This is a genomic window from Kribbella alba (genome assembly GCF_039529635.1).
GTDB classification, from domain to species: Bacteria; Actinomycetota; Actinomycetes; order Propionibacteriales; family Kribbellaceae; genus Kribbella; species Kribbella alba.
Genome location: NZ_BAAANE010000004.1, coordinates 523,900 through 537,386 on the forward strand (window position 1 = coordinate 523,900; position 13,487 = coordinate 537,386).

Annotated in this window: 11 protein-coding genes; 5 read left to right on the forward strand and 6 right to left on the reverse strand. The window is 67.8% G+C overall.

Translation table 11 applies throughout. The annotated features are described in order from the left end of the window. Positions 1-174 precede the first annotated feature (174 nt). The 3 genes from ABD210_RS09245 to ABD210_RS09255 all read right to left on the reverse strand — a co-directional run bounded on the left by ABD210_RS09245 (position 175) and on the right by ABD210_RS09255 (position 4,699). Positions 175-2,925: a helix-turn-helix transcriptional regulator gene (locus ABD210_RS09245; RefSeq protein ID WP_344112027.1), complete on the reverse strand. Its 2,751-nt coding sequence runs from the start codon at positions 2,923-2,925 to the stop codon at positions 175-177. Positions 2,926-3,235: 310 nt separating this feature from the next. Then, the gene (locus ABD210_RS09250; RefSeq protein WP_344110557.1) at positions 3,236-4,219 is read right to left on the reverse strand and encodes an aldo/keto reductase; all 984 of its coding nucleotides are present in this window, start codon (positions 4,217-4,219) and stop codon (positions 3,236-3,238) included. Between the two features lie 171 nt (positions 4,220-4,390). Continuing rightward, positions 4,391-4,699, reverse strand: a complete 309-nt coding sequence (locus ABD210_RS09255; RefSeq protein WP_344110558.1) for a hypothetical protein — start codon at positions 4,697-4,699, stop codon at positions 4,391-4,393. A gap of 301 nt (positions 4,700-5,000) precedes the next feature. Between ABD210_RS09255 and ABD210_RS09260 the strand changes: the two genes are divergently transcribed. The 5 genes from ABD210_RS09260 (at position 5,001) to ABD210_RS09280 (ending at position 8,615) form a co-directional block, all read left to right on the forward strand. After that, positions 5,001-5,699, forward strand: coding sequence for a GAF and ANTAR domain-containing protein (locus ABD210_RS09260; protein WP_344110559.1), 699 nt, complete (start codon positions 5,001-5,003; stop codon positions 5,697-5,699). Between the two features lie 212 nt (positions 5,700-5,911). Further along, complete coding sequence (locus tag ABD210_RS09265) at positions 5,912-6,091, forward strand: hypothetical protein (RefSeq protein WP_344110560.1); 180 nt, start codon at positions 5,912-5,914, stop codon at positions 6,089-6,091. Positions 6,092-6,122: 31 nt separating this feature from the next. Further along, positions 6,123-7,094 carry an aldo/keto reductase gene (locus tag ABD210_RS09270; protein ID WP_344110561.1) on the forward strand — a complete coding sequence of 324 codons (972 nt, stop codon included), beginning with the start codon at positions 6,123-6,125 and terminating at the stop codon, positions 7,092-7,094. A gap of 99 nt (positions 7,095-7,193) precedes the next feature. Beyond that, the gene (locus ABD210_RS09275) at positions 7,194-7,508 is read left to right on the forward strand and encodes a CU044_2847 family protein (protein ID WP_344110562.1); all 315 of its coding nucleotides are present in this window, start codon (positions 7,194-7,196) and stop codon (positions 7,506-7,508) included. 294 nt (positions 7,509-7,802) lie between these two features. Then, positions 7,803-8,615: an alpha/beta fold hydrolase gene (locus ABD210_RS09280; RefSeq protein WP_344110563.1), complete on the forward strand. Its 813-nt coding sequence runs from the start codon at positions 7,803-7,805 to the stop codon at positions 8,613-8,615. A 72-nt stretch (positions 8,616-8,687) separates the two neighbouring features. On the opposite strand, the gene ABD210_RS09285 is transcribed toward ABD210_RS09280, so the two are convergent. From ABD210_RS09285 to ABD210_RS09295, 3 genes are all read right to left on the reverse strand, one after another. Further along, positions 8,688-12,098, reverse strand: coding sequence for a beta strand repeat-containing protein (locus tag ABD210_RS09285; protein WP_344110564.1), 3,411 nt, complete (start codon positions 12,096-12,098; stop codon positions 8,688-8,690). Positions 12,099-12,217: 119 nt separating this feature from the next. Then, entirely contained in the window at positions 12,218-12,610 is a 393-nt protein-coding gene (locus tag ABD210_RS09290; protein ID WP_344110565.1) for a VOC family protein, read from the reverse strand. A gap of 2 nt (positions 12,611-12,612) precedes the next feature. After that, on the reverse strand, positions 12,613-13,425 hold the full coding sequence (locus ABD210_RS09295) for an arsenate reductase/protein-tyrosine-phosphatase family protein (RefSeq protein ID WP_344110566.1): 813 nt from the start codon (positions 13,423-13,425) through the stop codon (positions 12,613-12,615). Positions 13,426-13,487 lie beyond the last annotated feature (62 nt).

A 13,487-nucleotide genomic window follows, 5' to 3' on the forward strand; every position in this document is an offset into this window, starting at 1 on the left:
GTGGGTCGGGTGCGAGTGGATCCAGCTGTACGGGCATCGCCTGTCCACGCTGATCCTGGAGCTGCCGGCTGCCGCCGGCAGTGGATCGGCTCGGGGTCGAAGCGCGCTCGTGGGCACTACTGGGACAGCAAGACCACTGCTCGGAGAGGTCGCCAGCGGATCGCGGCGACGGCGTCAGCGAAGGTCCTTGCGTGAGGTGATGCCCAGCTTGGCGAAGACGTTGCCCAGGTGCCACTCGACGGTGCGGGGGCTGATGAACAGCTGGCCGCCGATCTCCTGGTTGGTGCGTCCGCTGCGGGCCAGCTTGGCGATCTGGGCCTCCTGGGCCGTGAGATCGGTGAGCGTGTCCGGGGCGCGCTTGCGCACGGTTTCGCCGGTTGCGAGCAGCTCTCGGCGGGCGCGGTCGGCGAAGCCTTCCATACCCATTTCGGTGAGCATCTCGTGGGCGACGCGAAGCTGCTCGCGCGCGTCGACGCGCCGATTCTCGCGCCGTAACCATTCGCCATAGACCAGATGCGCGCGAGCCAGCTCCGCACCCATGCGGGTCCGGCCAAGCCGCTCGATCGCCTCACGATAGAGACGATCGGCGGTCTTCCCGTCGCTCAGTAGTGCCCGTGAGCGCGCTTCGACCCCGAGGGCCCAATCGCTGCCGCTGGCACTGGTGGACTCCAACAGCCGCCGCATGGCGTCGGTCCCAATTTCGAGCGACCCTGTCCGGGCGGCCGCCTCGACCAGCTCGACCAGACCCCAGATCGCGGTAGAGCTCACGTTATAGAGGTATGCGCTGGCCTTTTCGGCTGCGGCCATCGCGTTCTGGTAGTGACCAAGACCGTTGTGGAGCACGGCGGTCGCCCAATCGGTGAGGCCGATCACGAGACCCTCGCCACGTTGGACAACCTCGTCCTTGGTGGTGGTGGCCAGGTCGGAAAGCTCGGCTTCGCGCCCCCGGAACGCGGCGAGGCCCAGGGCGCCGTAGGGCGCGAGGCGGCTTCCCGTTGCCTCCGTTGCGACCTGCAGTTCCTCGACCAGGGAGGCCGCGGCGGCCAGCTCGCCGGCGAAGAAGAGCCAATAGGCGCGTTGGGTCAGGGCGATGGGAATCTCGCTCAGCGCGCCGGCTTCCCGGGTCAGCCGGACGTGTCGGCGCGACAGCGTGTCCCACCTGGCGTCGTCCCGCTGGTGGATGGCGGCGGTACAGGCCAGAAACAGCCAGCGAAGATCCTCTGCCGCCGACGTCTCCCGGTCGAAGGCGCTCAGCGCGCGCCGGAGTAGGGGCAGTCCTGCCGCGTATCCTTCGCTGAAGTTCGCGGCCAGGCCGTCCAGGAGGAGATCGGATGCGCGGGGCGGGTGCGACGGCCGTGGCGCCGCACGGGCCGCCGCGGCCGCCTCCTGCGGCCCTGCGCCCGGAACTGCCAGCCCCCCCGCGAACAGCGCGGCGTTCAGCGCGTCCAGGTAGGTGTCGCGGGCCAGATCGGCATCGACCGGCTCGAGCCGTTTGGCGGCTCTCAGCAGCAGTGGCGGGGCGTCGCTGCCCCGGTTTGCTGCGAATGCGAGCTGCGCCCGCAGGAGGTCGACGCGAGCACGCTGGAGTTCGTCGAGCGGTGCGGTCTCGGCCATACCCAGCAGCTGCACTGCCGCCTCGAACGCGCCTGCCTGGACCTTCGCTTGCGCTGCGGCCAACGCGCGATCGGCGCGTTGCGCCGGGTCCGGTGTGAGTACCGCTGCGCGCTCGAGGAATGCGGCCGCCGCCGCCAGTCCACCGCGCGCTTGTGCCCGGCCGGCCGAGCGTTCCAGCTCGGCTGCCACTTCCGCGTCGGGCCCCACCGCGGCGTGGGCGCGGTGCCAGGCTCGCCGGTCGGGATCAGCCTCGGGATCGGTGGCCTCGGCCAGTGCCCGATGCGCCTCCCGCCGGTCACCAGCCGAGGCCGCCTGGTAGACCGCGGAGCGGACCAGGGGATGGCCGAAGTGGACCCGGGCGCCGAGCTCGACCAGTCCGGCGGCCTGCGCGGGCACGGCGGCGTCGGCCGGGATGCCCTGCAGCTCGCCGGCGCGCCACAACAAGGTCATGGCGCCGGTCGGATCGGCCGCGGCGGTCAGCAGCAACCGCTGCGTCTGGCGCGGCAGCGACTCGAACTGCCGGTGAAAGCTGCTTTCAATGCGGCTGGCCAGGGGCCGCGGGTCGGGAAGCCAATACCCGCCGGCCAGCTCGGCCGGTCCCAGACCGCGGGGCAGTTGCAGCAAGGCGAGCGGGTTGCCGCGTGTCTCCGCAACGATCCGGTCCCGCACCTCCCCGTCCACCCGCCCGCCGACCGCCGAGGCCAGCAAAGTCCGCGCGTCGGCGCTATCGAGCCCGGTCACGGTCAGTCCGGGCAGACCGGCCAACTCGGGGTCGCCACCGGGCCCGCGCACGGCGAAGATCAGGGCGATCGGCTCGGCCAGCAGCCGCCGCGCCGCGAACGCCAGACACTGCACCGAGGACCGGTCGAGCCACTGCGCGTCATCCACCACGCAGGCAAGCGGCTGGTCCTCCGCCGTCGCGGCCAGCAGGCTCAGCACGGCCAGGCCGACCAGGAAACGATCCGGTACCTGCCCCTCCCGGATCCCGAAGGCGACCGCCAACGCGTCCCGCTGCGGCCTCGGCAGCTGTTCCAGCCGGCCCAGCAACGGCACGCACAACTGGTGCAGCCCGGCGAACGCGAGCTCCATCTCCGACTCGACGCCCCACGCCCGGACCACACGGAAGTCCGATGCCGACGCCCGGCTCACCGCATAGTCCAGCACGACCGTCTTACCGATCCCGGGCTCGCCGCGCACGACCAGCACAGCACTGTTGCCCGCCCGCGCCCGGTCGAGCATGCGATCCACTGCCCCGCGCTCGACGCGCCGGTCTAGAAGCCCCGTTCCGGGACCACCCCTGGAGATGCTCATGATCGACGTCCTGCCGCTCAAAATGGCAAGTCTCGCTGATATGAGCAGCCTAGGCCACCGAAGACCAGCGACGGTGACGGACGTACTCGCTACTTGGCCCACAAGGGACGTGCCACGGGCCTAACCACGGGAGCAGACCCGAGTCCTCCCCGGGACGACGCGCGCGGATCAGCGCGACCGTGGCTAGGTCAGCAATCGCAAATCTCTTCCGTGTGCCGGTGCCAAGCTGTGACGGCCTGATGGCCGCAGCTGGCACGACGATCCGCATCGCCGGTCTCAACAGCGTAGCTATCCGAGGCACCGTCGACTGTCAGACATCCACCGCCGACATGTCCGGGTAGCGCTCGCCGGCGGTGACCCCCTTGGGGAAGGCATCCGTGATCCGGGCGAGGTCGTCGGCGCTCAGCTGGACATCGAGCGCGCCGACGTTCTCTTCGAGGTACGGAACGCGTTTGGTGCCTGGGATCGGAACGATGTCGTTGCCTTGACCGAGCACCCATGCCAAGGCCAGCTGCGCGGCCGTGACGCCCTTCTCTGCGGCGATCTCCTGGACGCGCTCGACCAGGTCGAGATTCCGTGCGAAGTTCTCCCCCTGGAAGCGCGGATTGTGCCGGCGGAAGTCGTCCGGGTCGAAGTCGTCAGGCGAACGGAACCGGCCGGACAGGAACCCCCGGCCGAGCGGGCTGTAGGCGACGAAGCCGATGCCGAGTTCGCGGACCGTCGGCAGGATGTCGTCCTCCGGGTCCCGGCTCCACAGCGAGTACTCGGTCTGCAGCGCGGTGATCGGGTGCACTGCGTGGGCCCGGCGGATCGTCGCCGGTGCCGCCTCGGAGAGCCCTAGGTAGCGGACCTTGCCGGCTTCGACGAGCTCAGCCATAGCGCCGACCGTCTCCTCGATCGGCGTCCGAGGGTCGACCCGGTGTTGGTAGTAGAGGTCGATATGGTCGACCCCGAGCCGCTGGAGCGACGCATCGCAGGCCTGCCGGACGTACTCGGCGTCGCCCCGGATCCCGAGCCGCTCACCGTTCTGCCCCCGGACGTTGCCGAACTTCGTCGCGAGGACCACCTCATCCCGCCTCCCGGCGATAGCTCGACCGACCAGCCGCTCGTTGGTGAACGGGCCGTACATGTCGGCGGTGTCCAGGACCGTCACTCCAAGGTCGAGGGCACGATGGATGGTGGCGACGGCCTCGTCCTCGTCGGCCCGGCCGTAGAACTCGGACATCCCCATGCAGCCGAGCCCGATCTGCGAGACCGCAAGCCCTTGTCGTCCTAGCTCTCGTTGATTGCTCACGAACGTCTCCTTCGCGGGTTCCACGGACGGCAAATCTCCATGCCTCGAGCATCGCGTGAGCCGTGTCCGATTGCGACGGGGCCAGTGGCCAACTCCGCTTCCAGCCAGCCGCAGCCGCGCAGTACCGGCTGGCTGGTAGTGCACGTGACAAACACCACGCCCTCCGGGCCGCTAAGGACCGTCGGGCCAGCCGGTCAACGCGGTCTTCGCTAACGCCATCGAGGCAACGCCTCTCTGTCCCCGCACCCGACCGGCATTTCCAGCCAGCTGGCCGACACTCCCGATCACGTGCGCGCCGATGGCCGCGGCGTTGACGGACGTCCAGCGGTTCCACCCGACGTTGGCCACCGCGCCTGTCTTGCCGGGGGTGCCGGCCTGCGACGCCGCGGAGTTGAGGGCCACGGCGTTAGCGAGAGTGCCGCCGAACCAGGCAGCGAGTCCGACGTCATGCATTGAGCGAGCCAGCGTGTTCCGAGCCATGTGTGTCTCTCCTTAATCGACGAAGAGCCCGCAATACCCCGCCGCTGTCCCTTGTAATCCTCGATCGCAATTGCCCGTCTATCGAATCCTTACCCCGCTTGCAGCCCGTGAACGAAGTCGCCCATCAGGTCACCGACCTGAGGTTGCCCTCAGGGATCCGACCCCACCTGCATCGTCCTTAAATGACTGGGGAATTGTCCCGGCGGGCTCCCCGCCCAGGATCAGTTCAGTCGTCAGCCGGTGCGGGCATCTACGCCACGCTCACCAGTTAGGCCCGGAATACGGTGGGTACCGGGCGACAATGGAAAGCGACGGACTGGTAGCGGCAGCGCGACGGTTGTCGAAGTCGCTGACGCCGGGCGACTTGGACCACACTCTGAGCCGGATCACTGCGGCTGCGGTCGAGGTGCTACCAGAGGTGGATTACTCGAGTATCACAGTCATGCATGCCGACGGCCGATTGGAAACGGCAGCGCCAACCGACGCGCTGCTGTGGGATCTCGACATGGCGCAGTACAAGCTCCGTGAGGGCCCCTGTTACGAGGCTGCCGTCGACACGGTGCACGTCACCGCTCCTGACCTGGCATCCGACCAGCGTTTCCCTCGCTATGCCGCCGTCGCGGTAGCGGCAGGCATCCGCGCGCAGGCCGGGCTCCGCCTGTTCGACGCCCCTAAATCCCAAGGCGCCCTAAATCTGTACTCCAACAAGGTCGGGGCCTTTGAAGACCTCGGCTCGCTCTCTTTGCTCTTCACACACCAATCCGCAATGGCGATCGAGTACGCGCAGGAAATCCACAACCTCCAGGAGGCCATGCGCACCCGCGGGACAATCGGCCAGGCTGTCGGCATACTCATGGAGCGCTACAAGCTCACCGACCAGCGGGCGTTCGCGTTCCTGACCCGCCTGTCACAGGACACCAACACCAGGCTCCGGTTGATCGCCCAGAAGATCGTCAGCGATCTGCAACAGCAAAGCGACGACGCGGGTCGCCCCCGGTGACTCCACTGGGCGAACTACACGGGTCACACCTCAGTTCAGGGCGAGGCAGGGTGGCGGCGTGAGTGCGTCGTTCCTCTTGCTCAGGAGGCGGATTCCGAGCCGTGCGAGTGGCCGAGGCATGCGCAGCACCTTCATGTGACGCCCGGTCAATGCCTGCGCGATCCCGACAGCCTCGGATCGACGGTGCGCGGGCTCCGGCGAGGCGGCGTCCGATGACTGTCGCGGTTGCGATGATCGTCTCGACTCCTTGGCACGCGGCGAGCAGGCTCTCCGGTTCGGTAAGGTCACCGCGAACCGGATCCGCACCCACTGGTTGGTACGCCGCCGTCGCCGCCGAGGTCCGGCCCGGCAGGACTGTCGCCGCGGTCGGTGACGTGGACCCGCACCCGTAGAGCCCCTATTGCTGCATCCGAGGAGATCACCATGGAATACACGCGGCTGGGCAACACCGGCCTTCAAGTGAGTCGTCTCGCGCTGGGCTGCATGAGCTACGGCGACCCCACAACCGCCGCCGCGCATCGCTGGGCGCTGGACGACGACGCGGCCCAGCCGTTCTTTCTCCAGGCCGTCGAACTAGGCATCACATTCTGGGACACGGCGAACGTCTACCAGCACGGAACCTCCGAGGAGCTGGTCGGTAGAGCCATCAAGCGCTACTCCCGGCGCGAGGACATCGTGCTGGCGACGAAGGTGCACGGCAAGATGCACGACGGCCCGGGCGGCCAGGGCCTGTCCCGTAAGGCGATCCTCGAACAGATAGACGCCTCGCTGGCCCGGCTCGACACCGAGTACATCGACCTCTACCAAATCCATCGTTTCGACCCGAACACGCCCGTCGAGGAAACGATGGAAGCCTTGCACGACATCGTCAGGGCCGGGAAGGTCCGCTACCTCGGCGCCTCCTCCATGTACGCCTGGCAATTCGCGAAACTCCAGCACGCCGCCGACCTCGGCGGCTGGACCCGATTCGTCGCTATGCAGAACCAGTACAACCTGCTCAGACGCCAGGACGAGCGTGAACTGATTCCCAGCTGCGCCGACATGGGTGTGGGTCTCGTGCCGTACTCCCCACAGGGCAAGGGACGTCTCGCTCGCCCGTGGGGAGAGCAATCCCACCGCTCAACCGTGGACGAGGTCGTCAAGGCATTCGACTCGCCCCTCGACGAGCCGGTCGTCAAGGCGGTCGAGACGATCGCCGAAGCCCGCCACCTCACGATGGCCCAGGTCGCGCTCGCCTGGGTGCTCAACAACCCGGTCGTCTCCGCACCGATCGTCGGAGCAACCAAGCCGCATCACTTGCCCGAAGCCATCGCAGCCCTCGACATACACCTCACCGACGACGAGATCCACGCCCTCGAAGAGCCGTACAGCCCCCACGGGCCGTCCTGGTTCTAAGCTGCCAGCCGTCCTGCTGGTCATTCGGGTTTGCAGGTTGCCTGGTCGGGAACCGATCCTCAGGCTCGCGCGCAACTCGTCGGTCCGACGGAGGCAGGTATGGAGAACACAGGCACGGATCTCGACCTGGTTCTGGTGCAGGTCGTGGACGAAACAGGGCGAGAGATCGGCTGGGGAAAGGATGATGCCGAGCGGCTCGACGCGCGGCTGGACGACATTCGCCGCGGCGTGGCCTCCGCGGCGGGAGCAATGTCCGCGAGCATCACTGGACTGCCGCAAACCCCAGCGTGGACCTTGGCGGAGGTTGCGGCCTCGTTCGGCCTGACACTGACGGCGGAGGCCGGCGTCATCGTGTCGAAAGTTCCAGCAGGAGCGACTTTCGAGGTCACTCTGACCTACAGATCCGACACTTAGTGTTCCGACTGGGCGCACTTCCCACGCAGGCCAGACCGAGGTACACCGCGTGGCGATCTGCCCGGATGGAGTGACCGGGTACCGACCCATTCCGTGATGCCACGGCCTCGCTCAGATTGTCCGTCGCGCGTAAGGTGAGCGTGGCCGTAGCGACAGGAATTCTCTTGTTGGACGGGCTTTCGTCCTCAGGACGATCGACGCGAAACCCAGGGGCGTGGGGACGTTCATAACCGGCCGCAGTCCGGCTGAATCATGTCTGGATGTTTCGAGGAAGGCACCACAGTGGGAACGATCATGACAAGAGATGACACAGAGATCTTCTTCAAGGACTGGGGCAGCGGTCAGCCGATCGTGTTCAGCCACGGCTGGCCGCTGTCAGCCGACGACTGGGACAACCAGATGCTGTTCTTCCTGCAGCACGGGTATCGCGTCGTCGCCCATGACCGCCGTGGTCACGGCCGATCCACCCAGACCGGCGACGGTCACGATATGGACCACTACGCCGACGACCTGGCCGCGGTCGTCGAACATCTCGACCTGCACGACGCTATCCATGTGGGCCATTCGACCGGCGGCGGCGAGGTTGCCCGCTACCTGGCCCGGCACGGCGAAGGCCGGGCCGCCAAGGCCGTCCTGATCGCAGCGGTGCCACCGCTGATGGTGAAGACCGACGCCAACCCCGACGGCCTGCCCAAGGAGGCCTTCGACGATCTGCAGGCACAGCTGGCGGCAAACCGCTCGGTGTTCTATCGCGCGCTGCCGTCGGGACCGTTCTACGGGTTCAACCGGCCGGGCGTGGAGCCCTCCGAGGCAATCATCGACAACTGGTGGCGCCAGGGCATGATGGGCGGGGCGAAAGCCCACTATGACGGCATCGTCGCCTTCTCGCAGACCGACTTCACCGAAGACCTGAAGAAGATCACCCTGCCGGTGCTGGTGATGCACAGCGAGGATGACCAGATCGTGCCGTACGTCGCCTCCGGCCCACGCTCGGCGGAGCTGCTCAAGAACGGGGTTCTCAAGACCTACAAGGACTTTCCGCACGGCATGCCGACCACACAGGCCGACGTGATCAACGCCGACCTGCTGGAGTTCTTGAAGTCCTAGAATCCCGGACCTCGAGCAACCTCGCGTCCGCCCCGCCTCAGCATCAGCTTCGGGCACGCGGCACCGGCCGGCTCACTGCACGTTGGCTGAGACGCTCGAGTCGCCGGAGAACGTGAAGGTGCAGGTCTTCGCCTTCTGGCCGCCGCTCGAACAGGCTCCCGACCAGATGGCGTCTCGGCCGCCTGACACGCTCAGGGTGATCGAGGCGCCGACGGTGAACGACGCCGAGCCGCTGCTACCGCTCGCGACGCTGATGCCCGCCGGATTCGAGACGACCGTCTGGCCGCTCCGCCCGCTCGCCGACACGGTGAGCGTGGCCGTCTGGGCCGGTGGAGGCGGCGGCGCGGCCGGCGTGACCGTCACGGTCGCCGTGCGCGTCACGCCGGCGTACGTCGCCGAGATGGTCGCCGTCGTCGTGGTGGTCACGCTCGTCGTCGTCACGGTGAAGCCACGCGCTGTCGTGCCCGTCGCTACGGTGACGTCGGCCGGCACGCTGACAAGACCCGGGTTACTGCTCGAGAGGGACACCGTCGTATCGGCCTCTGCCGTACCGGACAGCATCACGAACGCCGAGGTGGGCGAACCACCCTGCACGCTGGACGGGCTCGCGGTGACGCTCTGCAGGGTCACGCTCGAAGCACCTGCGGGCGTGACGGTGAGTGTCCCGGTGCGACTCGATCCGTTGTACGTCGCCGTAATGACGACGCTCGTCGAAGCCGCGACCGCCGACGTCGAGATGACGAAGGAGCCCGTGAACGAGTTGGCCGGAACGGTCGCCGTCGCCGGCACGCTGGCGACGCTCGGGTTGCTGCTCGACAGCGAAATGGCCGCGTCACCGGCCGGCCCGGCGGACATCACGATCGTGCCGCTTGAGCTGTTTCCGCCGACCACGGTCGTGGGGTTGATGTCCACGTTCGACAGCGCCGCCGGTGGCGGCGGAGCCTCGGCCGTGAAGCTGCGCACGGCGGACCAGGCACCCACTACGCCGGCCGAGTTGACACCGCGGACGCGCCAGAAGTGGGTCGCGGCCGCGAGGCCGGTCGCCGCGTAGATGGACTGGGTGAGGCTCTGGTCACGCACCAGCGGCGCGCTGAATGCGCTCGAGTCGTCGATCTGGATCGTGTAGGAGACCGACTCCGGCACGTCGTTCCAGTCGAACGTGATGGGCTGCGGCTGCGACGACGCGTTGGACGGGGACGTGAGCGTCGGCGCGACCGGTACGCCGGGCGGCGCGGGTGGCGTCGACGTGTTCGCGTCGATGTCGAGCTTGGTGACGAACGCGTCGCCCCAGAAGATCGAGAGGTCGCCGTTCCAGACGCGGTCGAAGGCGCCGACCGTGGCCGGGAAGTTCTGCGAGTAGGTCGAACCGACGACGTAGATGTCGCCGGTCGGGTCGCGGGCGATGTCGGCCCCACCTTCGGATTCCGAGCCACCGAGGAAGGTCGAGAAGAGCAGTGCCGACCCGGTCGGGTTCAGCTCGGCGATGACCGCGTCGCCGCCGCCGTTGAAGGTCGTGTCGGGTGCTCCGGGCGTCACCGGGAAGTCGGCCGAGCTCGTGCCGCCCGTCAGCCAGGCGTTGCCCGCCGGATCGAGGACGGCGTCGCCGATGGAGTCGAAAGCCGATCCGCCGATGAACGTCGAGTAGACGAGGGCCGAGCCGGCCGGGTTCAGCTTGGTGACGAAGCCGTCGCCGCCCGAGAACGTCGTGTCGTATGCGCCCGGCGTCACCGGCCAGTTCGGCGACGGCGTGCCGCCGGTCACGTAGGCGCTACCGGCACCGTCGACCACCAGACCGCTGCCCGAGTCGAAGTCGTTGCCGCCCAGGTAGGTGGAGTAGACAAGCGCCGAGCCAGCCGGGTTCAGCTTCGTCACGGTGGCGTCGAAGCCGCCGTTGGCGGTGGTGTCGAAGGCACCCGCCGTGGTCGGGAAGTCGGCCGAGCTCGAGAAGCCCAGCACGTAGGCGTTGCCGCCGCCGTCGACCTGGACCTGCTGGCCGTTGTCGACGGCGGTGCCGCCGAGGAACGTGGAATACGTGAGCGCCGAGCCGGTCGGGTTCAGCTTCGTGACGAAGACGTCGTACTCGCCGCGCAGCGTGCGCGAGAAGGCACCGGCGGTGGTCGGGAAGTCGGTCGACAACGTCTCACCGGTCACGTAGGCGTTCCCGGACCCGTCGACGGCGATGCCGCGCGGTGCCTCGTAATCCGTGCCGCCCAGGTAGGTGGAGTAGCTCAGTGCCGACCCCGCGGCGTTCAGCTTGAAGGCGAAGCCGTCGGTGACGTCGGTCCCGCAGCGCGGACAGTTGGGCGGGATGTTGATCGAGCGGTCGAACGCGTTGGCGGTGGTCGGGAAGTTGCTCGACTTCGTGGTGCCGGTGACGTAGGCGTTCCCGTTCGCGTCGACGGCCAGCTTGTTGCCGAACTCCATGTTGCTGCCGCCGACGAAGGTCGAGTAGATGAGCGCCGTGCCGGCCGCGTTCAGCTTCGAGACGAAGACGTCGGCGAAGTTGGACGCCGCGCCGGTGCGATCGAACGCGCCGGTGGTGGTCGGGAAGTTCGGCGACTGAGTCGTGCCGGCCACGAACGCGTTGCCGGCTGCGTCGACGGCGATGCCGGCGCCGGTCTCGGCGCTGTTGCCGCCGAGGAAGGTCGTGTACTGCACGCCGGGGTCGATCACCAGCTCATGGTCGGGCTGGTAGTCGCCCACTGCGAAGGAGAACTTGTCGTCCGGGTTTGCCCCGCCGGCCAGCACGTACCGGCTCGTGACCGGCATCCGTGCGCCGTCGATGTCCTGGTAGGAGACCGGCGCCGAGTCCGCGAGGGCGCCGAGCGGCGTCGCGATCTGCAGCTCGCCCGTGTCGTTCACGGTCAGCCCGTCGGCGCCGCCGTACGCGAGCTGGATGTCGGCCGGGGACGCGCCCGGCCGGACATGAAACTCGTACTTCAGTACGCCGGACTGCGTGCGCAGCCGCAGGTCGATGCCGGACCAGAGATCGCGGTAAACGACGTCGCGATACTGGGCGAGCTGCGTGTCCCACTGGCTCGGATCATTGCCGCGCAGGTCATTGACGACGCCCGGAGCGCGCTCGGCGCCCCGCGGCTCCGCCAGCCGACTCCGGCCGACGAACTGCAGCGCCAACGCGACCTGCTCCGGAGCTCGCTGCTTCGCGACGCTGACCTGCCGCTTCGCGAACGACATCACGACCTGGCTCGGCGTCACGAAGAAGCCGAACCGGTCGCCCTGCGCGTAGTACCGCACCTGGGCGTCTGTCTGTCCACGGTTCTCCACGAACGACACGGGCAGGTCCGCATAGGCCTTCGCCGCCTGCTGCTGACGGCTCGCGAGTCCGGTCGCCACCGCCTGCGCGGGGGCGCCGGCAGTCACCTCGGGCGACGGCACCGCTAACGACACCGCCCCGATTGCGATAACCGCGGCGAGGAGTCCCGCGCCGGTCCCCGTGGTTGGCAGCAGCGTGACTCTTCGCATCGTCGACTCCCGGCTATCGCCCAGACTGTGCACAGCGGTACAAAGGGCATACGCCGGTTGGCGGCGTTCGGTTCAATCAGTCGGCGAGAACTTTTCGCAGGCGCCTGGACACGCTGCGTTCACTGGCCAGCGGGCTGGAACAGCTCCACTACGTTGCCGGACGGATCTTCCAGCAAGATCTGCTGGCCGCCTGGACCCCTGACGATGTCGTTTCGGAAGCTGAGGCCCGCGGCACGCAACTGGTCTACCTCGGCAGCGATGTCGCTCACTATGAGGTGGATGCGGTTCCATCCGCCTGGCGCCGGCACCGTACCATCCGGCATCGGCCGGCCCGCTGAGCTCCTTGGCCCGCTCAGCAAGAGTCGCAGCTTGCCTCGTACGACGTCGGCGAATGCCGGGGCGGCGTTCATCCTGAGGGTGAACCCGAGGTGCTTGGTGTAGAAGTCGACCGCAGCATCGACGTCTTCGACCATGTACCTGACATTGACCAGCTCAGCCAGGTTGTCGGACATGTCTAGCTCCTCTCCGAAGTCATCAGGGAATGTTCGATCGCGTAGAGCAAGAACTCGATTCGCGTACTGAGTTCGTCCGCCGTCCGCACGAACGCCGGGTAACTGTGTTCTGCCACCGCCGAGTCGGTCGCCGGATCAGGGAGACTCCAATGCGCCACCGCAGGAGACCCAGGCCAGCCCGGGCACACCTCCCGCACGCGGTCACAAAGGCTGATCACGTGGTCGAATCGCTGCTCGGCGAACTCACTCAGATGCTTGGAGCGGCGCCCACTGATGTCGACGCCACGTTCGCGCATGACACGGACCGCGTGGGGGTGCAGGGCCTTGGGGTGACTGCCGGCACTGGCCGCTTCGACGCGAGCTCCGCCGGCCTTCTCCAAGATCGCCTCAGCCAGCTGGGACCGAGCGCTATTGCCTGTGCACAAGAACAGCACCCGAACCGGGGGCCGCGGGGTCGGCCGTCGACCAGGATCGCCCTCCGAAGGCGTCAGCGCAGCTGGCATCAGCCGTAGGCCGGGGTGGAGCGCAGCGCCGGACTCAGCAAGCCGTTCACGACACGCGGCCAGGTCGAGGCTGTAGTAGGTGTCACGCTTGTCAGCCGAACTCCGCCGCATGGTCACCAACCCGCCTTCGCGCAGTTGGCCGAGATGGTAGGACGTCAGGCTCTGCCGCTGGCCCACGAGCGCCGTCAGTTCGCGCACTTGCCGGTCGCTGCGCGTCAGCTCACTCAGGAGCTGCCACCGCACCGGGTGCCCGGCCAGACGGAGGAAACCGGGAGGCATTGCCGGTGCCTCTGGGGAGATAGTGGACCGCATACTTCGGAAGCTACATCGATCCAGATGGATCTATCAAGATGGATTGATTTATCGAACCGCCG